This is a genomic window from Streptomyces stelliscabiei (genome assembly GCF_014873495.1).
GTDB classification, from domain to species: Bacteria; Actinomycetota; Actinomycetes; order Streptomycetales; family Streptomycetaceae; genus Streptomyces; species Streptomyces bottropensis.
Window position 1 is genome coordinate 7,828,577 of record NZ_JADBGF010000001.1, and the last position, 26,020, is coordinate 7,854,596.

A 26,020-nucleotide genomic window follows, 5' to 3' on the forward strand; every position below is an offset into this window, starting at 1 on the left:
GGCGGTCCGTGTCGCTGTTGGGCCGAACGGGTGACCATGCGTAAGAATTGGCCGATGCAGTCATTCAGTGCGAGCCAGGGGGAAGGCCGGTGAACAGGGTGAACAGCCACGATGTCACCGACGAGCAGTGGGAGGGGCTCGCCCAGGTCGTGCCGTTGCGGGGCCGGGACGCCTGGCCGTCCGCGGTCGGCCACCGGACCATACCGGAAGCCGAGACCGAGGCCCGCCGCCGCTTCGTGGTGCTCCGCGTCAACGTCTTCGCGGACGCCCGTGACGTGGCGGAAACGCTGATGGCGGGCATTCCGGTGCTGCTGGATCTGTCGGGCGCGGAGGCCGACACCGCCAAGCGCGTACTGGATTTCAGTACAGGGGTCGTTTTCGGCCTCGCCAGCGGAATGCACCGCGTGGACCGGAACGTGTTCCTTCTCACCCCACGCGGAACCGAGGTGCGGGGGCTGATGGAGGGGGCGGGGGTTCCCGGGGTCTGAGGAGCGCTGCGTGGGGCGCTCGGGGCCGACGCTGCCGCTCCCGATCCGATCGGGGCGCTCCCGAGGAGTGCGGGGCGCCCTCCCTCTGATGAGGGCGCTCCCTCGATCGTAGGAAGATCCACTCGGCGGAACGGTTTGCCTGGTGAACGGGCTCCTACTGTCCGCATATGACCGTGTCATCCCTGTCGCCGATGCTCCCCGGCGCGGACGCCGGGGCCCGTCCGGAGCGGCCGAGCGTCATCGAGTTGCGGCTCTCCGCCTTCGCCGGGCACCGGGGCGCCTTCCTGCCGCTGGGCCCGCTGACCCTCCTCGCGGGACGCAGCGGCAGTGGCAAGACCACCGCCCTGCGGGCCTACGAGGCGCTCGCGAGACTCGGCGGCGGCGCCCGCCTCGACGAGGCCTTCCCCGACCCGCTCGGCTGCGTCCCCGAACGGGCCCGGCCCGACGCCCAGCGGCGGCGCGGATTCCGCATCGGCTGCACGACCGACGGCCCCGAAGGCCCCGTGCACCTCGACGTCGCCGTGCAGGCCGAGCCCGAACTCCGCATCGTGGGCGAGCGGTTGACGTCCGGCGGTCGCACCCTGCTGCAGACGGCGCTCGTCGACCCGGGCCGCCCCGTCGTCCAGGCCTCCTGGCACACCGCCGGCACCTCCCCGGTCACCCGCGGCCCGCTCCCCGACGACCGCCTCGGCACCGCCCTGCTCCCGCTGCGCGTGGCCGGCAAGACGGACGGCCAGCGTCAGGTGCTCGCCGCCGCCGAGCAGACGGTCGTCGCCCTCCGCTCGGTCTACGCCTGCGATCCGCGGCCAGGCCGGATGCGCGCCGCCGTACCGCTCGGCTCGGGACGCCTGCTGCGCGGCTGCGACAACCTCGCCGACGTGCTGTGGCGCACGCGCACGGAGTGCGGCCGGCGGCACGCGCTGCTCGTAGGGGCCGTGCGCGACGGCTGTGCGGGACCGGTGCTGGACCTGCTGGCCGAGCCGCTGCGCGACGGCGCGGTACGGGCCGTGCTGGACCGGGGGGACGGGGTGCGGACGGCCCTGGGCCTGCTCGGTGACGGGGAGCTGCGGTATCTGGCGCTGGCCCTGGTGCTGTTCACCGGGCCCGGCGTCCTGGAGGTCGACCCGGTCGCGGAGGTGCCCGCGGCACTGCAGACGCTCACGGTCCTCGCCGACGGCTTCGACCGGTCCCTCGATCCGAGGCAGGCCCTGGAACTGGTGCGGCTGGCGGCCCGGATGTGCGAACGCGGGCACATCCGGCTGGCCGGCACGGTGAGCGACGCCTCCTGGGCCGTGGGGCTGCCAGGGGTGACGGTGGTAGACCTGAACCGTGAAAGATCCTGAACCCGCGCGGGAGTCCGCGACCGAACTCGACGTGGCGACCCTGCAGCGGCGCCTCGTGGAGTTCGCCGCCGCCCGCGACTGGCAGCGGTACCACACCCCGAAGAACCTGGTCTCCGCGCTGAGCGTGGAGGCGTCCGAACTCGTCGAGATCTTCCAGTGGCTGACGCCGGAGGAGTCGGCCCGCGTGATGGCGGACCCCGGGTCCGCCCACCGTGTCACCGACGAAGTCGCCGACGTGCTGGCCTACTTGCTCCAGTTGTGCGAGGTCCTGGGTGTCGATCCGCTGTCGGCCCTGGCCGCGAAGATCGACCGCAACGAGCGGAGATTCCCGGCGCCGGAGCGCCCCTGACGGTGCTCGGCGGGCACTCGGTGGGTGCTCGACGGTGGTCGGTGGGTGGTCGGTGGGTGCTCGACGGGTGGTCGGCGGCGTCGGATTCTCGCACCGCCGTCACTCTCCGGAGTCAAAAAGTTCTCCACAGCCGACTTGTTATCCACAGATTTCAGACTTCCTCTGGCTTTCCGTCTCGGCGACCCTCACTGTGGGTAATGAACAGGCAGGAGTTCAGGCGGACGTGTGAGAGCGCGTCGGGACAGTCGGGGGCAGCGCATGGATGCGGTGCGGCTCATCGTGGCGAGCAGGCGAGCACTGGCGGGCAGCGCCGAGGGACCTCAGCTCATGGCGGAGGCGTGGCAGTCCTATGCCCTCGCCCAGGCCATCGGCAGTCGCCTCGCGGTCTCGGGACCTCCCGAACTGCGCGGCGAGGCCCTCGGGTTGACCGAACTGGCCGGCAGCGGCTGCGGCATACTCGGCGCGCCTCCGCTCGGCGTGGGCGACTTACGCGCCGCCCAGCTCACCGAGTTGGGCGACGCCCACGAGTCGCTCGTGCGGCTCGGCGTCCTGCTCGGCGAGGTCGGCATCGCCCTCGTCGGCCTGGCCAGCGGCGCCGGCGACGAGGCGACGTACTGGCAGTGCATGGAGGCGATCGACGCGGCGGACGAGGCCCGCGACCGCGTCCTGGAGATGCTGCGCCGCCTGGCGGTCAGAGACCAGGTCCTCTCGGAACGGGACGCGACCACCGGATGACCCCCTCATCAGAGCCGGGCCCCGTTCTTCCAGGGGCGCGGGGAACCGCGCGACCAGCCCCACTCACCCGCACCCACCCCGCAGCTCCGACCCGCCGGCCCCTCGCCCCCGACCCACCAGCCCTTCGACCCCCGATCCATCGAGCCCGCTGCCATCCACCGCACCCACGCCGGACGGCGACATGACGAACGCCCGGCCGCAGAGGACGAGGCCGGGCGACGGGTGGCACGACTCAGGGAGGGATCAGACGGCGCCGCTCTCCTCCGCGGCAGCGGCCCGCGGCACCGAGAGGTCCGCGTCGAGCTGGGACAGGTCCGCGTTCAGGGCAGCCATCAGCTCCTCCATCTGCTGGAGCAGACCCTTCGGCTGCGCAGGCACGGCAGCCTGCTCCGGCACGGCTTCCTGGGACATGTGACGGCCTCCTCGGCCCTCGCCCCCCGAGGGGGCACGTGTGCGGGCGTCCCGGCAGCGGCCGCCGGCGACGGGTGCCGGGCGGTCCGGCTCCTCCCGAGCAACGATCACCGTTGTCCCCGGTCACTGGGCCGAGCCCGCCCCGTGCACAGGAGCGGCGGATTTCACCCGACCGTGGCGCGGCGGCACCGGCGGGACCGGTGCCGTCGACCGGGGTCCGAGCATGCAGGATGGAGGCATGGATCTTCGCATCTTCACCGAGCCCCAGCAGGGGGCGACCTACGACACCCTCCTCACCGTCGCCAAGGCCACCGAGGACCTCGGCTTCGACGCCTTCTTCCGCTCCGACCACTACCTCAGCATGGGGTCCTCGGACGGCCTGCCCGGCCCCACCGACGCCTGGGTCACCCTGGCCGGACTCGCCCGCGAGACCAGGCGCATCCGCCTCGGCACCCTGATGACCGCCGGCACCTTCCGGCTGCCCGGCGTGCTCGCCATCCAGGTCGCCCAGATCGACCAGATGTCCGGCGGTCGCGTCGAACTCGGCCTGGGCGCGGGCTGGTTCGAGGAGGAGCACAAGGCCTACGGCATTCCCTTCCCCAAGGAGAAGTTCGCCCGCCTGGAGGAGCAGCTGGCCATCGTCACCGGTCTGTGGGCCACCGAGGTCGGCAAGACGTTCTCCTACGAGGGCACCCATTACCAGCTGACCGATTCGCCCGCGCTGCCCAAGCCCACGCAGGCCAAGGTGCCGGTTCTCATCGGCGGTCACGGCGCGAGCCGTACCCCGCGCCTCGCCGCGCGCTACGCCGACGAGTTCAACATGCCGTTCGGCTCGATCGAGGACAGCGAGCGCCAGTTCGGCCGGGTCCGCGCGGCCGCCGAGGAGGCCGGCCGCAGGGGCGACGACCTCGTGTACTCCAACGCCCTGGTCGTCTGCGTGGGCAAGGACGACGCGGAGGTCGCCCGCCGCGCCGCCGCGATCGGCCGCGAGGTCGACGAGCTGAAGGCCAACGGCCTCGCCGGCTCCCCGGCCGAGGTCGTCGACAAGATCTCCCGCTACCAGGCCATCGGCTCCCAGCGTCTCTACCTCCAGATCCTCGACCTCGACGACCTGGACCACCTGGAACTGATCGCCGGCCAGGTGCAGTCCCAGCTGTCGTAGGGGAAAGCGAGGGACGCGTCCCCGCGCCCCCGGAGGCGCGGGAGCGCGTCGCCGCGCGGCCGGACGCACACGGTGGCGTACGGCCGCCACGCACCCGGTGGCGTACGGAAAATGCCCGCGTGCGGCCCGAGCCCTGCCTGTACGTTGGGGGCGCGCGCCGAAACGGGACGATGCGCAGGTATCCGCAGTTCAGACACCTTCTCCTCGACGCGGGCACCCGCCCCGGACACTCACCACGAGGCCACTCCACCGTGTTTCTGACGATCAGTACCACCGGCACCCCAGAGCGCCCAGCGACCGATCTCGGTTTCCTGCTGCACAAGCATCCCGATCGGACGCAGGCGTTCTCCACCTCGTACGGCAAGGCCCACGTCCTCTACCCCGAGGCGGGCGTCGAGCGGTGCACGGCCGCGCTGTTGCTGGAGGTGGACGCGGTGGCGCTGGTCCGGCGCGGCAAGGGCAAGGGCCGCGGCGGGGCACCGGACGCGGCCCTCGCGCAGTACGTCAACGACCGCCCGTACGCGGCCTCCTCCCTCCTCGCCGTCGCGCTCAACGACGTCTTCTCCAGCGCCGTGCGCGGCCAGTGCAAGGCCAAGCCCGAACTCCCGGAGCAGACCCGCCCGTTGCGCGTCGAGATACCGGCGCTGCCCGCGCGCGGCGGCCCGGACCTCGTCGTCGCGCTGTTCGAGCCGCTCGGCTGGACGGTCACCGTGGAACCGGTGGCGCTGGACACCCAGTTCCCGGAGTGGGGCGCCTCCCGTTACGTACGGCTCGTGCTGGAGTCGGAGTCGCTGACCCTGGCCGAGGCGCTGCGCCACCTGTACGTCCTGCTGCCGGTCCTCGACGACACCAAGCACTACTGGGTGTCCTCGGACGAGGTCGACAAGCTGCTGCGCGCGGGCGAGGGCTGGCTCCCGGCCCACCCGGAGCACAAGCTGATCACCAGCCGCTACCTCTCCCGCCGCTGGTCGCTGACGCGGCAGGCCATGGAGCGCCTGGAGCTCGTACGCCTCGCCGAGGCCGACGACAGCGAGGTCGAGGCGATCGACAACGCCGTCGAGGAGCCGGCGGACGGCGAGGCCGGGGGCGAGGAGAAGCCGACGCCGCTCGCCGTGCAGCGCCGGGACGCGATCCTCGCCGCGCTCGCGGAGTCCGGCGCGGCGCGCGTCCTCGACCTGGGCTGCGGTCAGGGCCAGTTGGTGCAGGCGCTGCTCAAGGACGTCCGCTACACCGAGATCGTCGGTACGGACGTGTCGATGCGCGCGCTGACCATCGCCTCCCGCCGCCTCAAGCTCGACCGCATGGGCGAGCGCCAGGCGGCCCGCGTCCAGCTCTTCCAGAGTTCCCTCGCCTACACCGACAAGCGGCTCAAGGGGTACGACGCCGCCGTGCTCTCGGAGGTCGTCGAGCACCTCGACCTGCCCCGGCTGCCCGCCCTGGAATACGCGGTGTTCGGCTCGGCCCGCCCGCGGACCGTCCTCGTGACCACGCCGAACGTCGAGTACAACGTCCGCTGGGAGAGCCTGCCGGCCGGCCATGTCCGGCACGGCGACCACCGTTTCGAGTGGACGCGCGAGGAGTTCCGCACCTGGGCGGCGAGGGTGGCCGAACGGCACGGCTACGAGGCCGCGTTCGTGCCCGTCGGACCGGACGACCCGGAGGTGGGGCCGCCCACCCAGATGGCCGTCTTCACGCGGCGCGACAGCAAGGACACCGGCGAGAAGGAGGCGAAGGCAGCATGAGTGAGAACATCCCGCAGACCATCCCGGGGCGCGTCCTGCCCGTCACCGACCTCTCCCTCGTGGTGCTGGTCGGCGCCTCCGGCTCGGGCAAGTCGACGTTTGCCCGGCGGCACTTCAAGCCCACCGAGATCATCTCGTCCGACTTCTGCCGCGGCCTCGTCTCCGACGACGAGAACGACCAGAGCGCGACGAAGGACGCCTTCGACGTCCTGCACTACATCGCGGGCAAGCGCCTCGCGGCCGGCCGCCGCACGGTCGTCGACGCCACCAGCGTGCAGCAGGAGTCCCGCAAGCAGCTGATCGAACTGGCGCGCGCGCACGACGTCCTGCCGATCGCCATCGTGCTCGACGTGCCGGAGGAGGTGTGCGCCGAACGCAACGCGGCCCGCACCGACCGCGCCGACATGCCGCGCCGCGTGATCCAGCGCCACACCCGCGAACTCCGCCGCTCCCTGCGGCACCTGGAGCGCGAGGGCTTCCGCAAGGTCCACGTCCTGCGCGGTGTCGAGGACGTCGAGAACGCCACGGTCGTCACCGAGAAGCGCTTCAACGACCTCACCCACCTCACCGGCCCGTTCGACATCGTCGGTGACATCCACGGCTGCGCGAGCGAACTGGAGGCGCTGCTCGGCAAGCTGGGCTACGTCGACGGCGTGCACCCGGAGGGCCGTACGGCCGTCTTCGTCGGCGACCTCGTCGACCGGGGCCCGGACAGCCCGGGCGTGCTGCGCCGGGTGATGTCCATGGTCGGCTCGGGCAACGCCCTGTGCGTCCCCGGCAACCACGAGAACAAGTACGGCCGTTACCTCAAGGGCCGCAACGTCCAGCACACCCACGGCCTCGCCGAGACCATCGAGCAGATGGAGGGCGAGAGCGAGGAGTTCACGAAGCAGGTCCGGGAGTTCATCGACGGGCTCGTCAGCCACTACGTCCTCGACGGCGGCCGGCTGGTCGTCTGCCACGCCGGTCTGCCGGAGAAGTACCACGGCCGAACCTCCGGCCGGGTGCGCAGCCACGCGCTGTACGGCGACACCACCGGCGAGACCGACGAGTTCGGACTGCCGGTGCGCTACCCGTGGGCGGAGGACTACCGGGGCCGCGCCGCCGTGGTCTACGGCCACACCCCGGTGCCCACCGCCACCTGGCTGAACAACACCATCTGCCTCGACACGGGCGCCGTCTTCGGCGGCAGACTCACCGCGCTGCGCTGGCCGGAGCGCGAACTCGTCGACGTACCCGCCGAGCGCGTCTGGTACGAGCCGGCGAGGCCGCTGGCCACGGAGGCTCCCGGCGGGCACGAGGGCCGGCCGCTGGATCTGGCGGACGTGTACGGCCGGCGGGTCGTCGAGACCCGGCACGCGGGCCGGGTGTCGGTCCGTGAGGAGAACGCCGCCGCCGCGCTGGAGGTCATGAGCCGCTTCGCGGTCGACCCGCGCCTGCTGCCGTACCTGCCGCCGACGATGGCCCCGACGGCCACCTCGCGCGTCGACGGTTTCCTCGAACACCCGGCCGAGGCGTTCGCGCAGTACAAGGAGGACGGGGTCGCCCGGGTCGTGTGCGAGGAGAAGCACATGGGTTCGCGGGCCGTGGTCCTGGTCTGCCGGGACGCGGCCGCGGCGCGCGAGCGCTTCGGTGTGGACGGCCCCACCGGATCCCTCTACACCCGCACCGGCCGCCCCTTCTTCGACGACGAGGCCCGCACCGAGCTGGTCCTCGGCCGGATACGCGAAGCCGTGACGGCGGCCGGGCTGTGGGAGGACCTGGCCACCGACTGGGTGCTGCTGGACGCCGAACTGATGCCCTGGTCGCTGAAGGCGTCCGGGCTGCTGCGCACCCAGTACGCGGCTGTGGGGGCCGCCTCCGGCGCCGTCTTCCCGGGCGCGCTGGCCGCCCTGGAGGGTGCGGCGGCCCGTGGCGTGGACGTGGGGGAGCTGCTGGGCAAGCAGCGTGAGCGGGCCGCAGACGCGGCCGCGTTCACCGACGCCTACCGGCGGTACTGCTGGCCCACCGAGGGCCTGGACGGTGTCCGCCTCGCCCCCTTCCAGATCCTCGCCGTCCAGGGCCGCAGCCTCGCCGCCCTGCCGCACGACGAGCAGCTGGCCCTCATCGACCGGCTCGTCGAGTTCGACGTCAGCGGTCTGCTGCAGACCACCCGGCGTCTCTTCGTCGACACCGGCGACGAGGCCTCGGTGCGGGCCGGGATCGACTGGTGGCTGGAGATGACCGGCCGCGGCGGCGAGGGCATGGTCGTCAAGCCGGTCGGGGCCGTGGTCCGCGGCAGCCAGGGGAGGCTGGTCCAGCCGGGCATCAAATGCCGGGGCCGGGAGTACCTGCGGATCATCTACGGCCCGGAGTACACCCGCCCCGAGAACCTCGACCGGCTGCGCGGCCGGTTCCTCAACCACAAGCGGTCGCTCGCCCTGCGCGAGTACGCCCTCGGCCTGGAGGCCCTGGACCGACTCGCCGAGGGTGAGCCGCTGTGGCGGGTGCACGAGGCGGTGTTCGGGGTACTGGCCCTGGAGTCGGAGCCGGTCGACCCCCGGCTGTGATAACCCGCGTCCGGGGCCCACGGGCCCCCGGCGCGGTGGGGTACGGCCCCTGCCCGTGCCGGACGGAACCCCGTCCGGCACGGGCGGACCCGCGCCCGGGAGGCGACAATGCGGCTGATAATGTCGCAGCCAGGCGTGGCCGTGCACTGCGTTCGAATGGTTCCGGCGGTTCCGGCAGTGCTCGGGGGAAAGTGATCGAAGCCAGTCGCAGGCGATCGCTGTCACCCGAGTCGGTCCCATCGGTCCCATTCGAAGGTATGTGGGGTTTCCCATGCGTCGCAGCACCACGCGGTCCGTCACCCGGTCCGGGCGAGAGCGATCGGCACTCGACGCCGCGTACGAGGAGTGCCGCCGCCTGGTCCGCTCGACCCGGCCCACCGAGTACGCCCTGATGCAGCTGATGCCCCCGGCCGTACGCCCCGCCTGCTGGGCCCTGTACGCCGCCCTCGCCGCCGCCGACGACCTGGTCGACTCGACCGAGGGCACCCCGCAGGAGCGCGCCCGCCGGCTCGAACAGTGGCGGGCCGCGCTGGAGTCGGACCTGGCGAGCGGCACCAGCGACGACCCGGTCCGGCGTGCGCTGACCGACGCGGTGTGGCACTGGGGGCTCGACCTCGGCGACCTGCTGGCCTCCCTGGACGCGGTAGGGCGGGACGAGGGCCGTGAGGGTGTGGCGACCTGGCAGGAGTGGCGGGAGCGCGCGCACGCCCAGAACGTCAGCTGGCCCGAGCAGCTGATGCGGATGCTGGTCCGCTCCGGGCTGCCCGTCCCCGTGCGCCTGCGCGACCTTCCGGGCTTCACCCGTTTCGTGGACGGCCTGTTCCTCACCGACATGCTCCGCGACCTCCCCGAGGACCTCGACGCCGGGCAGGTCTGGTTCCCCGCCGAGGTCCTCGACCGCTTCCACGTCACACCGGCCGAGCTGCTGTCCCGCGAGTGGACCCCCGCCGTCCGGCGGCTCGTCGCGCACCTCGCGGGCCAGGCCCGTGAATGGCTGGAGAACTCCCGCCGGGCGCTGCGGAACACGCTGCCGCTGGGCCCCGCCATCGTGCTCGACAGCGCGGTCGAACTGTTCGGCGCGGAGCTGGACGCGATCGTCCGGGCCGGATCGGCCGTCCTGCACCGGCCGGTTCGGGTTCCCCGGCACGTCGAATGGCGCGTCCTCGGCCCGGCGCGGGCGCGGGCGGCCGTGGTGTGGCGGCTGACGCTGCCGCCGGGCGACTCCCCGGCGAGGACGGCGGCCGGGGCCCGCGCGGGTACGACACCGTCCGCCGACGGCGCCTCGGCCGGGCCGTCGTACTCCCCGGCCGACGGCACCGAACGGCTCGTCACGCGGGTCGCCGACCCGCCGCTGCCGCCGCGCCCGCACCGCGACGGTGCCCGCCCTCCGGCCATACCCGAGGCTCATCTCCCGCGGCACGTCGCGATCGTCATGGACGGCAACGGCCGGTGGGCGACCGGGCTCGGGCTGCCCCGTGACGAGGGCCACCGGGCCGGAGCGGTCGCCCTGCGGGACGTCGTCCAGGGCGCCCTGGAGATCGGCCTCGCCCATCTGACGGTCTACGCCTTCTCCACCGAGAACTGGAAGCGGTCGCCCGACGAGGTCTCCAAACTCTTCGCGATCATGCGCGCCGAACTCCTCGACGGCGAACTCCTCGACCACGACGTACGTCTGCGCTGGGTGGGCTCCCCCGACGGCCTCCCGGAGGACGTGGTGGAGGTCCTGCGGGCCCAGGAGCACGCCACCCGCCACCGCACCGGCCTCACCTTCAACGTCTGCGTCAACTACGGCGGGCGTGCCGAACTGGCCCGCGCGGGCGCGGCGCTGGCCCGTGCCGCGGTGGCCGGCGAGGTCGACCCCGCGCGCGTCTCCGAGCAGCTCTTCGCCGCCCATCTGCCCCACCACGCCCTGCCGGACGTGGACCTCCTGTGGCGCACCAGCGGCGAGATCCGCACCTCCAACTTCCTCCCCTGGCACGCCCACTACGCCGAACTCCACTTCACCGACGACCCCTGGCCCGAGGTGGACCGCCGCGACCTGTGGGAGGCGGTGGTCGCCTACACCCACCGCAAGCGCCGCAAGGGCGCCGCGTCGGTGCCGGCGCCTGTGGAGGGGGCCGAGTAGAGGCTGGGGCGGCTCGATGCGTGGACGGGTGCGGGTGGGTGGGGGCTTCTCGCGCAGTTCCCCGTGCCCCTAGGCGGCATGGGTCGGCCCCGGTGCTTTAAGGGGTGCGGGGAACTGCGTGACCAGCCCCCACCCACCCGCACCCGAAGAACGCGCCGAACCGCGGTGGAAGGGGCGCAGCCCCTGGGACGGACGGGTAGGGGGCGGCGGGGGCGACCGACCGCCTCAGCCCACCAGCCGCAAGCGGACCCCCGCCACCCCCACCCGCACCGTCTGCCCCCACGTCAGCTCCAGCGCGTCCCCCTCCATCCCGTCCCCGAAGACGATGAGCCGGTCCGACTCGACGGTGAGACACAGCCGGGCGGCCGCCGCCAACTGCCCCGCCACCAGCGACGTTCCGGTGGCGGGCGAGGGCCATGCCTCGCGGACGAACCACAGGAGCCGGTCCTCGCCGGGACCGGGCAACGCCAGCTCACTCGCCCGTTCCTGCCACACCGACCGGATCCATCCGCTCGCCCCGGTCCCGGTCCCGACGAGCACCCCGGACGAGGCCTGGGGTTCGACGGCACCCCTGTCGCCGTCGAACCCCAGGCGGTACCTGGCGGTCTGGTGACCCGCCGCGCCGAGGTAGATCTCGTTGAGCGCCACCAGCCGCTGCGTGTCGTCGGCGACGGCCTCCACCATGGTCAGCTCGTCCGACCCGACGCCGTGCTGCGAGGAGGTGAGCAACTTCCCCGCCTGATCGGGCCGGTGACGCACCAGCACGCCCGGATTGCGCCGGGGGTCGGGGTTGATCCCCACCACCGGCTGCCCCGCGAGGTACTTGGCGACATTGGCCACCAGCCCGTCCTGCCCGACCACGACCACGACGTCCTCGGGGGCGAACAGGAACCGGTCCAGGTCGCCCCGCTCGACCCGGGCCTGACGCCAGGTCAGCGGCACCGAGGCCGTGACCTCCGCCAGCGCCCCGCGTTCGCGCCGGTGCCGCTCGGCCACGTCCTCGATGTCCCGTCCCCGGGACCGCAGGAAGAAGGCGGCCTGGCCGTGCGTCCCGTGCCGGGCCACCAACTCCTCGTACTCGGTGGTGCGATGGACCAGCACCACCCGCGGGGCGAGACTCACGCCGCGTCCCCGCCGCCGCCCGCCCCGCCGAGCCGCGAGAGCAGCCCGGTCAGCACGTCCGGCGAGACGGTCACGCTCTCGATGCGTGGCAGGTTCTCGGCGAGCCGTGTCGCGGTCAGCGCGTGCAGCGTCGCCGCGTCCACCTCGGCGTGCACCCGCAGCCAGGCCGCCTGCGCCTCGGCCCGCGCCTCACCGACGGCCCGCGCGGCCCGCGCCTCCGCCTCGGAGAGCCTGACCTGCCGCTGCGCCTCGGCCTCGGCCAGCTTCACGCTCCGCGTGGCCTCCGCCTCCGCGAGCTTCACCGTCCGCTCGGCCTCCGCCTCGGTCAGCCGTACCGTCCGGGCCGCCTCCGCGCCCGCCTTCACCGCGTCCGCCGAGGCCCTCTCCTCCGCCTCCCGCCGTGCGTTGGTCCCCCGCTGCTCGACCAACTGCTCCTCGCGCCGGGCGAGTTCGATCTGGCTGGCCAGCTCGTTCTCGGCGATGGCCCGTTCCCGCTCGACGGCCACCGCCCGCCGTTCGTAGGTCGCCCGGTCCGCCTCCTGCTGGATCTGTTCCCGGGCGGGCGTGCGCAGCGCGCGCTCCACCTCGGGCTCGGGCCGCAGCGCCACCACGCGGACGGCCACGATCTCGATCCCGGTGGCGGGGAGCCGGGGCTCGGCCGCCAGCCCGCTCGCCACCCGCTCCCGGACCGCCGCGACGCCGTCGACCAGGGCCGACGCCAGTGTCGTCCGGGCCAGGACGTCCAGCGCGTGCTGCTGGGCCGTCTCCGTCAGCAGCGTCGAGAGCTGTTCCAGGGGTGCGCCGCGCCAGATGCCCGTGTCGGGGTCGATGGAGAAGTCGAGGCGGACGGCGGCGATCGCCGGGTCGCTGACCCGGTAGGTGACCGTCGCCTGTACCGCCACGTCCTGGAAGTCGGACGTACGGGCGTGGAAGGTCATCGCCAGCTCCCGGTCGTCCACCGGTATCTCGGAGAGCGCGGCGCTCAGCGACCGGTACCAGAAGCTCAGCCCCGGGCCGTCGTGCACGAGCCGCCCGGAGCGGTGGTGGCGGATGTGCGCGGTGGGCGCGCCGCGCAGATGGCGCCAGCCGAGCCGTCTGGTGATGTCGGCCATGGATGATCCCCCTCGTGATGACTGATCGACCCCGCTTAGTGTCACTCAGACGATAATGGGATGGCCTCTTATCGTCAAGGGGACGAGATGGAAGCAGTCCGATTCGGTCGACCGGCGGGTGAACACGCGCCAGAATGGTCAGGATGAGGACATGGGATTCCACGTCGACTCCGAGGCCGGGCGGCTGCGCCGCGTCATCCTGCACCGGCCGGATCTAGAGCTCAAAAGGCTCACCCCCAGCAACAAGGACGCGCTGCTCTTCGACGACGTGCTGTGGGTGCGCCGGGCGCGCGCCGAGCACGACGGGTTCGCCGACGTGCTGCGCGACCGGGGGGTCGCCGTCCACCTCTTCGGCGACCTCCTCACCGATGCCATGCGGATCCCGAGCGCCCGGGAGCTGGTCCTCGACCGGGTCTTCGACGAGAAGGAGTACGGCCCGCTCGCCACGGACCACCTCAGGACCGCCTTCGAGTCGCTTCCTCTGGCGGAGCTGGTCGAGGCGCTGATCGGCGGCATGACCAAGCGCGAGTTCCTCGACGCGCACATGGAGCCGGCGTCCGTCCGCTTCCACGTCATGGAGCTGGACGAGTTCCTCCTCGACCCCCTGCCCAACCACCTCTTCACCCGCGACACCTCCGCCTGGATCTACGACGGGGTCTCCATCAACGCCATGCGCTGGCCCGCCCGCCAGCGCGAGACCGTCCACTTCGAGGCGATCTACCGGCACCATCCCCTCTTCCGCGACGAGACGTTCCATGTCTGGTCGGAGGGGCAGGCCGACTACCCCTCGACCATCGAGGGCGGCGACGTCCTCGTGATCGGCAACGGCGCCGTCCTCATCGGCATGAGCGAGCGCACCACCCCCCAGGCCGTGGAGATGCTCGCCCACAAGCTGTTCGCCGCCGGTTCCGCGCGGACCATCGTGGCCCTCGACATGCCGAAACGCCGCGCCTTCATGCACCTCGACACCGTCATGACCATGGTCGACGGCGACACCTTCACCCAGTACGCCGGACTCGGCATGCTCCGCTCCTACACCATCGAACCCGGCGTCGGCGAGAAGGAGCTCAAGGTCACCGACCATCCGCCGGAGCACATGCACCGCGCGATCGCCGCCGCGCTCGGCCTGGACTCCATCCGGGTGCTGACCGCCACGCAGGACGTGCACGCCGCCGAGCGCGAGCAGTGGGACGACGGCTGCAACGTCCTCGCCGTCGAGCCCGGCGTCGTCGTCGCCTACGAACGCAACGTCACCACCAACACGCATCTGCGCAAGCAGGGCATCGAGGTGATCGAGATTCCCGGGAGCGAGCTGGGGCGGGGGAGGGGCGGGCCGCGCTGTATGAGTTGCCCGGTGGAGAGATCCGCCGTATAGGCGGGCGACCGTACGGCATGCGGCCGGCCGGCCGGAAGTCTGGACATGCGCCCGTCCGGACATGCGCCCGTATAGAAATGTGGAACATCGTATAGACTTCCAGCCTTCCTTACGCTGACCCTGTCCCGTCGATCCAGGAGCGCCCCATGGCGACCGTTCCCCACGCCCTCGCCGGGCGCCACTTCCTCAAGGAGCTGGACTTCACCGCGGAGGAGTTCCGCGGGCTGATCGGTCTGGCCGTGGAGCTGAAGGCGGCCAAGAAGGCCGGAACGGAGACCCAGCACCTGCGGGGCCGCAACATCGCGCTCGTCTTCGAGAAGACCTCGACACGCACCCGCTGCGCGTTCGAGGTCGCCGCGGCCGACCAGGGGGCCCGGACCGTGTACCTCGACCCCTCCGGCTCCCAGATGGGCCACAAGGAGTCCGTACGGGACACCGCGCGGGTTCTCGGCCGGATGTTCGACGCGATCGAGTACCGCGGGGACAGCCAGGCGAACGTCGAGGAACTGGCCGCGTACGCCGGCGTCCCGGTCTACAACGGCCTCACCGACGACTGGCACCCCACCCAGATGCTGGCCGACGTGATGACCATGACCGAGCACTGCGCCAAGCCGCTCGACGAGACGGTCTTCGCCTACCTCGGCGACGCCCGCTTCAACATGGGCAACTCGTACCTGGTCACCGGGGCCCTGCTCGGCATGGACGTCCGGATCGTCGCCCCGCAGGACTACTGGCCGGCCGAGGAGATCGTCGTCCACGCGCGCAAGCTCGCGGAGATCAGCGGGGCGCGGATCACGCTCACCGAGCACGTCCACGAGGGGGTCGAGGGCGCCGACTTCGTCGCCACCGACGTCTGGGTCTCCATGGGCGAGCCCAAGGAGGTCTGGGACGAGCGCATCGGCGCGCTGTCCTCGTACGCCGTGACCATGGACGTCCTGCGGGCCACCGGCAACGCGGACGTCAAGTTCCTGCACTGCCTGCCGGCCTTCCACGACCTCGGCACGAAGGTGGGGCGCGAGATCCACGAGCTGCACGGGCTGGACTCGCTGGAGGTGACGGACGAGGTGTTCGAGTCGTCGCACTCGGTCGTCTTCGACGAGGCGGAGAACCGGCTGCACACGATCAAGGCGGTTCTGGTGGCGACGCTGGGCTGAGCCCCGCGCGGCCCCACTAAACGTGGCGGCGCTGGGGCGGCACCGTCGGCAGCCTGAACCACACCGCCTTGCCCGAATCCGTCGGGCGGTGGCCGCACGCCGAGCTGAGCGCGCGGATGAGAAGCAGCCCGCGGCCGTGTTCCTGCCAGGGGTCGGGGTCGAGGTGGCCCGGAGCGGTCAGATCGCCCGGGGGCGCCGGGTCGGGGTCGTGGACCTCCACCTTGCAGCCGGTCGGGACCAGCTCCACCACCAGCTCTATGGGCCCGTCACCGGCCGCGTGCTCGATCGCGTTCGCGACCAGTTCCGCCGTGAGCAGCTCCGCCGTGTCGCAGTCCGCTCCGTGCTCCAGTTCGGTCAGCGCCGTACGCACCAGTGCACGGGCCACGGGCACGGCCGCGGCGGTGTGCGGCAGCGCGATGCGCCAGGAGGCGGGGGCGGAGGGTTCTTGCAAGGCGGCGGGTCCGTTCATGGAGCAGGTCATGGCTCGTCCTGCTTTCAACGTGATGAATGGTACGGCGAGCACCGGCAAAGCCGCTCGGCGGGCGCCGCGGGGGACCTTCGGCCCCGTTGCCGCCGGTCTACCCACGGCAACGCTCCGCCGCGCCCGGCCGATCCCGTCGTTACGGCCTTGTCGAACGCCCGTGACCGAGTCACGCCGGGCGTGCCGGCGAGGACACGGGGGACCGCCGTCCTGCCCGCGCTCGGCGGCCCCGCGGGTCAGACCGTCCCGCTCGGCGCCCCGGGCCCCGGGCCCCCGCGCAGGTCCACCCCCGCGAACGCCGCCCCCGGGTCCCGCAACCGCGCGTGCAGGGCCCGGAACACGGCCGCCGCACGCACCCCCGGCCAGTCCGCCGGAAGCAGCGCGGCGGGCAGCCCCGGGTCGACGTACGGGAGGTGCCGCCAGGAGTCCAGGGCCGTCAGATAGTCGCGGTACGCCTCCTGCGGCGGCGTGTCCTCGCGGCGGTCCCAGCCGCGCAGCACGGGCGCGTGCCGGTCGAGGAACGCCTCGTGCCGTTTGGCGATCTGGGACAGGTCCCACCATCGCGCCACGGCCTCGGCGGTCGCCGCGAACCCCAGGTGCTCGCCCCGGAACAGGTCCACGTACGGGTCGAGCCGCAGCCGGGCCAGGGTGTGCCGGGTCTCCTCGTGCAGCCGGGCCGGCGCGATCCACACGCCCGGGGCGGCCGTGCCGAAGCCGAGTCCGGCCAGCCGGGAGCGCAGCACATGCCGTTTCTGCCGCTCCGACTCCGGCACCGAGAACACCGCGAGGACCCAGCCCTCGTCCTGCTCGGCCGCCGGCGCGTGGATCCGCCGGTCGCTGTCGTCCAGGAGCCGCCGCGCGTCGTCCGACAGCGCGTACCCGGCCGCCCCCGCCGCCGTACGGGCCGGCAGCAGCAGGCCACGCCGTTTCAGCCGGGACACCGAGGAGCGGACGGAGGGTGCGTCGACACCGATCGCCGCGAGCAGCCGGATCAGCTCGGAGACGGGCACGGGTCCCGGCACCGAACGGCCGTAGGCGCCGTAGAACGTGACGATGAGCGAACGAGGTGCGTGCTGTTCCGACACGTTGATCATTTTAGGTCGCCGGTATCACCGCTGGTCACGCAGGGTGCGTCGTTCCGCCGCGGCCGAACGGGACGGCGTTTCAGGCGGCGGTCGCCAGGTGGCCGAAGACCGGGCGGTGCGGGGCGACCACGCTGCCGTCGGGCAGGAGTTCACCGGTGTCGTCGAAGACGATCGCCCCGTTGCACAGCAGGTTCCAGCCCTGCTCGGGGTGGAAGGCGACGATGTGCGCGGCGTCGCGGTCCGTGCTGTCGATCGAGGGGCACAGGGGCTGGTGAGCACACATGGCGCACCTCCACGTCGTGGTGAGTGCCGGCGGCGAGCACCGCCTCGCACCCCAGACCATGCCCGCGCCGGGGCCTCATGGCCACACGGTTCCGCGAGACGTGACAGCACCCGGACGTGCCGTGACAGGACGCGGACACAACGCCCGGCGCGCGGGCCCGCGGCCGGTAGTGAGGACGGCCCAACCGACGCGCCGACGCGGGGGTGATGATCACGGGCGCGCACCGGCCGGGCCGGTACCTCTGAAAACCCCGCTCCAAGGAGGTATCCCATGCCCTTGTCCCCGGCCTTCCCGCAGGTCCCGCGCGTGCTCGGCGCCGTCGCCGGTGCCGCGCTGCTGCTGCTCGGCGCCGCTCCGTCCGCCGGTGCCGCGTCCGACGCGTCCGAGACGGTGACCATCGACCCCACCGGGTACGTCGCCCCGGACGGCACCCTCACCCTGTCCGGCACGTACCGCTGCCTCGGCAGCAGCGGGCCCGTGTTCGTCTCGTCCTCGCTCCAGCAGGGCGACAGCAGGGTCCGCAAGGGGGTCGGCGGGTCGTCGGCGGTCTGTGACGGCGCCGAGCACGCCTGGACCAACACGGACAGGGCCGAGCCCGGCCGTTACCTTCCGGGCCCCGCCCGGGTGGAGGCCACCGTCACCGAACTGTCGGGCGGCGGCCTGCCGCTGCCCAGGTTCCACGCGGTGCGGCACCAGGACATCACCCTCGTCGAGGGCTGAGCCGACGGCCCGGCGAGTCCCGGGCCGCGCGCCCGCGTCCGCACAGAAGAAGGCGGCTCCGGCGGTGGGTGGTCCACCGGAGCCGCCTTCCCCCTGCCCGGGCCTGTCGCCCGGGCGGGCGTGCGCGCTACTTGAGCAGATGCACCCGCTGCGTCGTCAGGTCGTAACGGGCGCCGACGACGGCCACCTTGCCGGCCTTCAGCCTGGCGGCGACGTCGGGGTCGGCCACGACCTTGGAGCGGACGAGCCGGACGTTCGCGTCGATCGTCGCCGCGACCCGCGCGTCGCCGGTCACACTGTGGTCGATGGCCGGGGCGATCTCGTCGGCGATGTACTGGATGCCGCTGGGCAGCTCCTCACCGCTCTCGTCCACCGCGACGGCGGCCTTCACGGCCCCGCAGGACTGGTGGCCGAGCACCACGACCAGCGGGATGTTCAGTTCGAGGACGCCGTACTTGACGCTGCCGAGCACCGACTGGTCCAGCACCTCGCCCGCGCTGCGCACGGTCATCAGGTCGCCGAGGCCCTGGTCGAAGACCAGCTCCGGGGGGACGCGGGAGTCGATGCAGCCGAGGATGAGGGCGAACGGCTGCTGACCGGTCGTCAGGGCCTTGCGCACGGCGTAACCCTCGTCGGGGTGCCGCTCGTGCAGGGTCCGCCAGCGGCGGTTGCCCTTCGAGAGTTCCTTCAGTGCCTCGTCCGCCGTGCTCGGCCGCTTGGGGGTGGGGGGCGTGGAGTGCGAGCGGGTGGAGCGGGTGACGGGCTCGGCGTTCGCCGGGAAGGCGCCGACGGCGAGGCCGCCGCCGACGACGGCGGTGCCGGCCAGCGCGGCGCGCAGGAGCGAGCGTCGGCCGCGAGGCTTCGCGTGGGGTATCGGTGCGTCGGCGCCGGTGGCGGTCGCCTCGGCGGCATCGCCGCTGTGGGGTGCTGCGTCAGGATTCACGGGCAGGAACGTACGTCCGGCCTAAACGCTCACATGTTCAAGATGCCGAATCATGGACGAGTGTTGATCAATCATGGCTGACCCTTGAACGGTTCTTGGTCACTTCCGTGCCGGTTTTTGGACAGCCGGTCGCTCACTGTTCAATTCACGGGTGGGGAGCGCTTTCTGTCCCCGCGTCCGGCCGGGTGGTCGGCGCCCGCCGGCGGCGGGTCGTCACCACGTCCGGTGCGCGAAGACCACCAGGTTCTCCGTGTAGTCCATGACGCTGCGGTCGTAGTCGCCCGCACAGGTGATCAGCCGGACCTCCGGCCGGGACGCGTCGGCGTACACCCGCTTGTCGGGGAAGTCGTCCTTCTCGAACGTCTCGACGGCGTCGACCACGAAGGACACCCGTTCGCGGTCGGCGCGTACGACGTGGAAGACGTCCCCCTTCCTCAGTTCACCGAGCCCCGCGAAGACGGCCGGGGAGGTCTTCGTGTCGACGTGCCCGGCGATGATCGAGGTGCCCGTCTCGCCGGGGGCGGCGCCCTCGGCGTGCCAGCCCACGAGGTTCACGTCGTCGGCCGGCGGAGCGTCCAACTGCCCGGAACGGCCGACGTACAGAGGGACGAACGGGGCGTTCACCCGGATCTTCGGGATGAGCAGCCGGACCGGCAGGGACGCGCTCTCCCGCTGCCGCTGTGCCGGCGGTTCGGCGGGGCGGTCCTGCCCGGCCGAGGAGGACGGGGCGGCCAGCGGGGCGTGTCGGGCGCTCGGCGGGCGGGAGGCGTCGGTCGAGGAGTCCTCACCGCCGAACAGGCTCACCGCGAGGATCATCAGGCCCACGGCGCACACCGCGGTCGTATTGACCCGGGCGCTCGGGCGGGTCGGCACCGGATCGGTGCCGGGGGGAGAAGGGCGGGCTGCCATCGGACACCACCTCACCAGGTACGGCAGCGGGACGGACGGACGGGCACGGGACGGTCGGGGGACACTCCGGAACGCCGGCCGGGCCGCCACACGACACACGGTGTGGCGGCCGCGGCCGCTATCGCGCCAGGTATCGCGCCCGGCATGGGCTCAGGCCACGCTTCCGGCGGTCTTCCTGCGCCGCAGGGCGTACATCCCCGTACCGGCCACCGCGAGGACGGCCATCCCGCCCGCGGTCACCGCGGGCGAGGCGAGCGCGCCGCCACCGGTGTGCATACCGCCGCGCGGCTTGTCGTGGTCGCCCTTCCAGGCCCCCTCCTCCTCGTCCTTCCAGGAGCCCTTGTCCTGCTCGTCCTTCCAGGACTCGTTGCCGCTCCCGCCCTTCCAGGACTCCTTCTCCTGGCCGTCCTTCGTGGCCTCCTCCTTGTCGTAGCCCCCCGCGTCGGGCTTGCCGCCCCGCTCGGAGCCCCAGTCACCCTCGGTGTTCAGCGAGGTCAGCGCACCGCCACCCGTGTGAACCCCGCCGCGCGGTCCGTCGTGGCTGCTGTCCTTGTCGTGCTCCTTGCTGTAGCCATGGTCCTCGTGGTCCCACTGGTCACCGTCGGCGTAGGCGCCGGGTGCGGTGATGGCGAGGACGGCGGTGGCCGCCGCGGTAGCGAGAAGCATGCGAGCAGAACGCATCTGATGGTCCTTCCGCCGCAGCCGGGCAGCTGGTGCTTCGTCAGCTGACTTGACCCGGCTCCGACGTGATCCACCGTCAGCCGGATCCCGTTCCGCCACCACTCGGGGCGCTCAGCCGGGTGAACCGGAGCGGTCCGCCCGGGGGACCCGCCCCTGAGGGGGTGCACGACGACCCCCGCCGTGCGCGGCGGCCGGCCGACACCGCTGAAGGGCCGCGAGACCGGGGCGGAGCCCGTCTACTCGTGCCGGCCGGAGTCCCCGAACGCCTCCAGGATCCGCTCGGCGGCCAGCGTGGCCGTCAGTTCGCCGTCCCTGACGCGCTGTTCGAGGACCGGCGCGAGGGACCGTACGCCGGGGTGGGTGCGCAGCCGGCCGAGGAGTTCGTCGCGGACCATCGACCAGGTCCAGTCGACCTGCTGGTCCCGGCGCTTGGCGGCGAGCCTGCCGGTGGAGTCGAGGAGCGTGCGGTGCTGCTCCAGGCGCTCCCACACGGCGTCCAGGCCGGTGGACTCGCGGGCGCTGCAGCTCAGCACCGGCGGCGTCCAGGCCGCGTCCCTGCCGTGCATCAGCCGCAGGGCGCCCGCCAGCTCACGGGCCGCCGTACGGGCGTCGCGCTCGTGCGGGCCGTCCGCCTTGTTGACGGCGAGCACGTCGGCCAGCTCCAGGACGCCCTTCTTGATGCCCTGGAGCTGGTCGCCGGTGCGGGCGAGAGTGAGGAGGAGGAAGGAGTCGACCATGTTGGCGACGGCCGTCTCGGACTGTCCGACGCCGACGGTCTCCACGAGCACCACGTCGTAGCCGGCCGCCTCCATCACCACGATCGACTCACGGGTGGCCTGGGCCACCCCGCCGAGCGTCCCGGCCGTCGGCGAGGGCCGCACGAACGCCGCCGGGTCGACGGCCAGCCGCTCCATCCGGGTCTTGTCGCCGAGGATCGAGCCGCCCGTACGGCTCGACGACGGGTCCACCGCCAGCACCGCCACCCGGTGCCCGAGCGAGGTCAGCATCGTGCCGAACGCGTCGATGAACGTCGACTTGCCGACGCCCGGCACCCCGCTGACCCCGATCCGCCGCGCCCGGCCGCTGTGCGGCAGCAGCGCGGTCAGCAACTCCTGCGCCAGAGCGCGGTGTTGGGGCCGGGTGGACTCGACGAGAGTGATGGCGCGGGCGATGACCGCCCGCTTCCCGTCGAGCACACCCTTGACGTAGGCGTCGACATCGATCACAGGTCGTGCCCGAGGTCGTCCGACAGCCTCTTCACCAGGTCGTACGCCGCGTCCGGGATCACCGTCCCGGGGGGGAACACGGCCGCCGCGCCCATCTCCAGCAGCGTGGGCACGTCCTGCGGCGGGATCACCCCGCCGACCACGATCATGATGTCCGGCCGCCCCTCCTCGGCCAGCTGCTCCCTGAGCGCCGGTACGAGGGTGAGGTGCCCGGCGGCCAGCGACGACACCCCGACGATGTGCACGTCCGCCTCGACGGCCTGCCGGGCCACCTCGGCCGGGGTCTGGAACAGCGGGCCGACGTCCACGTCGAAGCCGAGGTCGGCGAAGGCGGTCGCGATCACCTTCTGGCCCCGGTCGTGGCCGTCCTGGCCCATCTTGGCGACCAGGATGCGCGGCCGGCGGCCCTCGGCCTCGCCGAAGGCGTCCACCAGGCTCCGGGTGCGCTCCACGTTCGGGGACTCGCCTGCTTCGTTGCGGTACACGCCGGAGATGGTACGGATCTGGCTCGCGTGCCGGCCGTACACCTTCTCCAGGGCGTCGGAGATCTCGCCGACCGTGGCCTTGGCGCGGGCCGCCCGCACCGCCAGCTCCAGCAGGTTGCCCTCGCCGCCGGCGGCCCGGGTGAGCGCGTCCAGCGAGGCCCGGCACTCCTGCTCGTCACGGTCCGCGCGCAGCCGGCGGAGCTTCTCGATCTGCTGGGCGCGGACGGAGGAGTTGTCGACCTTGAGGACGTCGATCTGCTCGTCGGTCTCCACGCGGTACTTGTTGACGCCGATGACCGGCTGCCGCCCCGAGTCGATCCGGGCCTGGGTGCGGGCCGCGGCCTCCTCGATGCGCAGCTTGGGGATGCCCGCGTCGATGGCCCGGGCCATGCCGCCCGCCTGCTCGACCTCCTGGATGTGCTGCCAGGCGCGGCGGGCGAGGTCGTAGGTCAGCTTCTCGACGTAGGCGCTGCCGCCCCAGGGGTCGATGACCCGGGTCGTGCCGGACTCCTGCTGGATGAGGAGCTGGGTGTTGCGGGCGATGCGCGCCGAGAAGTCGGTGGGCAGGGCGAGCGCCTCGTCGAGGGCGTTGGTGTGCAGCGACTGGGTGTGGCCCTGGGTGGCGGCCATCGCCTCCACACACGTCCGCGTGACGTTGTTGAAGACGTCCTGCGCGGTCAGCGACCAGCCCGAGGTCTGCGAATGGGTGCGCAGGGAGAGCGACTTGGCGTTCTGCGGATCGAACTGGCGCACCAGTTTGGCCCACAGCAGACGGGCCGCCCGCAGCTTGGCGACCTCCATGAAGAAGTTCATCCCGATCGCCCAGAAGAACGACAGCCGGGGCGCGAACGCGTCCACGTCCAGCCCCGCCTCCCGGCCCGCCCGGATGTACTCCACCCCGTCCGCGAGCGTGTACGCCAGCTCCAGGTCGGCCGTCGCACCCGCCTCCTGGATGTGGTAGCCGGAGATGGAGATGGAGTTGTAGCGGGGCATCTTCTGCGAGGTGAAGGCGAAGATGTCGGAGATGATCCGCATCGACGGCTTCGGCGGATAGATGTAGGTGTTGCGGACCATGAACTCCTTGAGGATGTCGTTCTGGATGGTCCCCGCCAGCTTCTCGGCCGGCACACCCTGTTCCTCGGCCGCCACGATGTAGAGCGCGAGCACGGGCAGCACCGCGCCGTTCATCGTCATCGACACGGTCATCCGGTCCAGCGGGATGCCGTCGAAGAGCTGCCGCATGTCGAGGATCGAGTCGATCGCCACGCCCGCCATGCCGACGTCACCCGTCACCCGCGGGTGGTCGCTGTCGTAGCCCCGGTGGGTGGGCAGGTCGAAGGCGACCGACAGACCCTTCTGACCGGCCGCCAGGTTGCGCCGGTAGAAGGCGTTCGACTCCTCCGCCGTGGAGAAGCCCGCGTACTGCCGGATGGTCCAGGGCTGGTTGACGTACATCGTCGGGTACGGACCGCGCAGGTACGGCGCCATGCCGGGGTAGGTGCCCAGGAAGTCCAGGCCCTCCAGGTCCTGACCGGTGTACAGCGGCTTGACCCCGATGCCCTCCGGGGTCTCCCACAGCAGGTCGTCACCGCCCGCCGCGTGCTTCACCGCCGTACGCCACTCGTCGGCACCGCCGCCGACGGCCGGGGAACCCAGCTCGATCCCGGAGAAGTCGGGGACGGAAGGGACGGTCATCGGGACACTCCCATACGGTCGAGGGTCGCGGACAGCACGGCCACGGCGTCGCAGCCGGCGAAGACGAAACCGTCGACACCGGTGTACTCGGCGGGACGGCCGGCGAGGAACACGTGCGAGGCACCGGCGGCCCTCAGCGCGGCCGCGGCGGTCGCGGCCCGCTCCTCGTAGACGGCGTCACTGGAGCACAGGCAGACCTCCGTGGCACCGCTCTCCTCGAACGTGCCCTCGGTGACGGGCTCGATGCCGCCCGCCTGGAAGAGGTTGGCGGCGAAGGTCGCCCGCGCGGTGTGGGCGGCGGCGGGGCCCAGGGACGCCAGATAGAGGCGCGGGCGGGAGCCCGTCGCGGCGAGGTGGGCGTCCGAGCGGGCGCGCAGGGCCTCGAACGCCTCGTCACGGCTGACGCGGGGGAGACCGCCGGACGGCGGCTCGGGCGCGGGCGCGCGGACGACCGGCTTCTCGGCCAGATGGGGGAACTCGCTGACGCCGGTGACCGGTTCGCGCCGCTGGGCGAGCTTCGCGCTGCGGGCCGCCCAGGTCTCCGCGAGGCGCTCCCGTACGGCGCCGGAGCGCAGGGCCGCCGCCTGGCCGCCCGCGCGCTCGATCTCCTGGAAGAACTCCCAGCCCGCGTGGGCCAGTTCGTCGGTCAGCCGTTCCACGTACCAGGAGCCGCCCGCCGGGTCGATGACCCGGGCGAGGTGGGACTCCTCCACGAGGATCGTGGAGGTGTTGCGGGCGATACGCCGGGCGAACGCGTCCGGCAGTCCGAGGGCGTGGTCGAAGGGCAGCACGGTCACGGAGTCGGCGCCGCCGGCCCCGGCGGCCAGCGTGGCGATGGTCGTGCGCAGCATGTTCACCCACGGGTCGCGGCGCGTCATCATCACCGGCGAGGTCACCGCGTGCTGGATCTGCGCCCCGGCCGCGGGCGCCCCGCACACCTCGGCCACCCGGGCCCAGAGCCGCCGCGCGGCCCGCAGCTTGGCGATCGTCAGGAACTGGTCGGCGGTCGCGGCGTACCGGAACTCCAGCTGCGCACAGGCCTGTTCGACGCTCAGCCCGGCCCCGGTCAGCTCCCGCAGATACGCGACACCGGTCGCCAGCGAGGCACCCAGCTCCTGCGCGGCCGAGCCACCGGCCTCGTGGTACGGCAGGGCGTCCACGGTCAGGGCCCGCAGCCCCGGGTACTCCTCGGCGCACAGCCGGGCCAGCCCGGCCACGGGGGCGAAGTCGTAGGTCTGCCCGGTGCGGGCCTCGTGGCCGAGGGGGTCCGCGCCCAGGGTGCCGCGCGCCGCCTCCTTGGCGACGCCCCGTTCGGCGTACAGGCGCAGCAACTCATCGGCGGCGGGCTCGGTCTCGGCACCCGCGTCCAGGACGACCGGCGCGAGATCGAGATACACGCCGTCGAGGACCCGGCCGAGCGAGGACACCGGGAGACCGGCCTCGCCGAGCACCAGCCACAGGGAGGTGACGCCGTTCTCCAGGTCGGCGAGGACCGCGTCGCGGTCCGCCGTCGTGTGCCGCTGGCGTACGTCCCAGCCGCCGACGGTGTTGCCAGCGGCCCGGCCTCCTCGTACGAAGGGCGCGAATCCGGGGAGACCGGAAGGGGGCGCGGTGTCGTGCGCGGTGTAGAGGGGACGGGTGCGCAGCCCGTCCTCCAGCGCGGTGGACAGGGCTTCCTCGGCCTGAGCGCCCCCGACGTCCTTGCCCGACTTGCGCAGCACGCCCGCAACGAGGCGCTGCCACTGCTCGTGGGTTGCGTCAGGGAACTCGGCGGCCAGCTCAAGCCCGTCGTCAGGCAGGACCGTCATGCTCGGATGCTAGGCCAGAGGCGCAAAGGAGCAGCAG

General features: G+C 72.6%; 23 protein-coding genes. 11 read left to right on the plus strand and 12 right to left on the minus strand.

The features are described from left to right. Positions 1-98 precede the first annotated feature (98 nt). From H4687_RS34655 to H4687_RS34670, 4 genes are all read left to right on the plus strand, one after another. On the plus strand, positions 99-488 hold the full coding sequence (locus H4687_RS34655; RefSeq protein WP_013000139.1) for a cell division protein SepF: 390 nt from the start codon (positions 99-101) through the stop codon (positions 486-488). Positions 489-655: 167 nt separating this feature from the next. Beyond that, a complete protein-coding gene (locus H4687_RS34660) occupies positions 656-1,831 on the plus strand; it encodes an AAA family ATPase (RefSeq protein ID WP_046919081.1) in 1,176 nt (391 codons plus the stop codon). Beyond that, positions 1,818-2,180 carry a nucleotide pyrophosphohydrolase gene (locus H4687_RS34665; RefSeq protein ID WP_046919080.1) on the plus strand — a complete coding sequence of 121 codons (363 nt, stop codon included), beginning with the start codon at positions 1,818-1,820 and terminating at the stop codon, positions 2,178-2,180. Before H4687_RS34660 ends, H4687_RS34665 begins: the two co-directional genes overlap by 14 nt. A gap of 258 nt (positions 2,181-2,438) precedes the next feature. Next, positions 2,439-2,915: a DUF6099 family protein gene (locus H4687_RS34670; RefSeq protein ID WP_046919079.1), complete on the plus strand. Its 477-nt coding sequence runs from the start codon at positions 2,439-2,441 to the stop codon at positions 2,913-2,915. A 243-nt stretch (positions 2,916-3,158) separates the two neighbouring features. On the opposite strand, the gene H4687_RS34675 is transcribed toward H4687_RS34670, so the two are convergent. Next, on the minus strand, positions 3,159-3,326 hold the full coding sequence (locus H4687_RS34675) for a hypothetical protein (RefSeq protein ID WP_167358658.1): 168 nt from the start codon (positions 3,324-3,326) through the stop codon (positions 3,159-3,161). 238 nt (positions 3,327-3,564) lie between these two features. Between H4687_RS34675 and H4687_RS34680 the strand changes: the two genes are divergently transcribed. The 4 genes from H4687_RS34680 (at position 3,565) to uppS (ending at position 10,904) form a co-directional block, all read left to right on the plus strand. Beyond that, a complete protein-coding gene (locus H4687_RS34680) occupies positions 3,565-4,488 on the plus strand; it encodes an LLM class F420-dependent oxidoreductase (RefSeq protein ID WP_046919349.1) in 924 nt (307 codons plus the stop codon). 251 nt (positions 4,489-4,739) lie between these two features. After that, positions 4,740-6,230: a 3' terminal RNA ribose 2'-O-methyltransferase Hen1 gene (locus tag H4687_RS34685; RefSeq protein ID WP_046919348.1), complete on the plus strand. Its 1,491-nt coding sequence runs from the start codon at positions 4,740-4,742 to the stop codon at positions 6,228-6,230. Next, entirely contained in the window at positions 6,227-8,779 is a 2,553-nt protein-coding gene (locus H4687_RS34690; RefSeq protein ID WP_046919347.1) for a polynucleotide kinase-phosphatase, read from the plus strand. Before H4687_RS34685 ends, H4687_RS34690 begins: the two co-directional genes overlap by 4 nt. 271 nt (positions 8,780-9,050) lie before the next feature. Then, the gene (uppS, locus tag H4687_RS34695; RefSeq protein WP_192781754.1) at positions 9,051-10,904 is read left to right on the plus strand and encodes a polyprenyl diphosphate synthase; all 1,854 of its coding nucleotides are present in this window, start codon (positions 9,051-9,053) and stop codon (positions 10,902-10,904) included. Between the two features lie 225 nt (positions 10,905-11,129). Here uppS and H4687_RS34700 read toward each other — a convergent pair whose 3' ends face one another. Together H4687_RS34700 and H4687_RS34705 are read right to left on the minus strand one after the other, a co-directional pair. Then, positions 11,130-12,026, minus strand: coding sequence for an inorganic polyphosphate kinase (locus H4687_RS34700; protein WP_050399310.1), 897 nt, complete (start codon positions 12,024-12,026; stop codon positions 11,130-11,132). Beyond that, complete coding sequence (locus H4687_RS34705) at positions 12,023-13,138, minus strand: SPFH domain-containing protein (RefSeq protein WP_046913221.1); 1,116 nt, start codon at positions 13,136-13,138, stop codon at positions 12,023-12,025. The genes H4687_RS34700 and H4687_RS34705 overlap by 4 nt, the downstream gene beginning before the upstream one ends. 151 nt (positions 13,139-13,289) lie before the next feature. Here H4687_RS34705 and H4687_RS34710 point away from each other — a divergent pair, with 151 nt between their 5' ends. Both H4687_RS34710 and argF read left to right on the plus strand, forming a co-directional pair. Beyond that, the gene (locus H4687_RS34710) at positions 13,290-14,513 is read left to right on the plus strand and encodes an arginine deiminase (RefSeq protein ID WP_046913220.1); all 1,224 of its coding nucleotides are present in this window, start codon (positions 13,290-13,292) and stop codon (positions 14,511-14,513) included. A 146-nt stretch (positions 14,514-14,659) separates the two neighbouring features. Further along, positions 14,660-15,667 (plus strand): ornithine carbamoyltransferase, encoded by a 1,008-nt coding sequence (gene argF / locus H4687_RS34715; RefSeq protein ID WP_046913219.1) that lies wholly within the window; start codon positions 14,660-14,662, stop codon positions 15,665-15,667. 16 nt (positions 15,668-15,683) lie between these two features. On the opposite strand, the gene H4687_RS34720 is transcribed toward argF, so the two are convergent. The 3 genes from H4687_RS34720 to H4687_RS34730 all read right to left on the minus strand — a co-directional run bounded on the left by H4687_RS34720 (position 15,684) and on the right by H4687_RS34730 (position 17,516). After that, entirely contained in the window at positions 15,684-16,136 is a 453-nt protein-coding gene (locus H4687_RS34720; RefSeq protein WP_028796574.1) for an ATP-binding protein, read from the minus strand. 248 nt (positions 16,137-16,384) lie between these two features. After that, positions 16,385-17,242, minus strand: coding sequence for a PaaX family transcriptional regulator (locus tag H4687_RS34725; protein ID WP_046913218.1), 858 nt, complete (start codon positions 17,240-17,242; stop codon positions 16,385-16,387). Between the two features lie 70 nt (positions 17,243-17,312). Then, positions 17,313-17,516 carry a DUF5999 family protein gene (locus H4687_RS34730; protein ID WP_046913217.1) on the minus strand — a complete coding sequence of 68 codons (204 nt, stop codon included), beginning with the start codon at positions 17,514-17,516 and terminating at the stop codon, positions 17,313-17,315. 270 nt (positions 17,517-17,786) lie between these two features. Between H4687_RS34730 and H4687_RS34735 the strand changes: the two genes are divergently transcribed. Continuing rightward, entirely contained in the window at positions 17,787-18,236 is a 450-nt protein-coding gene (locus tag H4687_RS34735) for a DUF6299 family protein (protein ID WP_046913216.1), read from the plus strand. A 127-nt stretch (positions 18,237-18,363) separates the two neighbouring features. Here H4687_RS34735 and H4687_RS34740 read toward each other — a convergent pair whose 3' ends face one another. The 6 genes from H4687_RS34740 to H4687_RS34765 all read right to left on the minus strand — a co-directional run bounded on the left by H4687_RS34740 (position 18,364) and on the right by H4687_RS34765 (position 25,983). After that, a complete protein-coding gene (locus H4687_RS34740) occupies positions 18,364-19,179 on the minus strand; it encodes a carbonic anhydrase (RefSeq protein WP_046913215.1) in 816 nt (271 codons plus the stop codon). 213 nt (positions 19,180-19,392) lie between these two features. Then, the gene (locus tag H4687_RS34745; protein WP_225966920.1) at positions 19,393-20,088 is read right to left on the minus strand and encodes a class F sortase; all 696 of its coding nucleotides are present in this window, start codon (positions 20,086-20,088) and stop codon (positions 19,393-19,395) included. A gap of 150 nt (positions 20,089-20,238) precedes the next feature. Next, a complete protein-coding gene (locus H4687_RS34750; protein ID WP_404819293.1) occupies positions 20,239-20,754 on the minus strand; it encodes a hypothetical protein in 516 nt (171 codons plus the stop codon). Between the two features lie 251 nt (positions 20,755-21,005). Then, on the minus strand, positions 21,006-21,995 hold the full coding sequence (meaB, locus tag H4687_RS34755; RefSeq protein ID WP_046913212.1) for a methylmalonyl Co-A mutase-associated GTPase MeaB: 990 nt from the start codon (positions 21,993-21,995) through the stop codon (positions 21,006-21,008). After that, positions 21,992-24,175 (minus strand): methylmalonyl-CoA mutase, encoded by a 2,184-nt coding sequence (gene scpA, locus H4687_RS34760; RefSeq protein ID WP_046913211.1) that lies wholly within the window; start codon positions 24,173-24,175, stop codon positions 21,992-21,994. Before scpA ends, meaB begins: the two co-directional genes overlap by 4 nt. After that, a complete protein-coding gene (locus tag H4687_RS34765) occupies positions 24,172-25,983 on the minus strand; it encodes a methylmalonyl-CoA mutase family protein (protein WP_046913210.1) in 1,812 nt (603 codons plus the stop codon). Before H4687_RS34765 ends, scpA begins: the two co-directional genes overlap by 4 nt. Between the last annotated feature and the right edge of the window lie 37 nt (positions 25,984-26,020).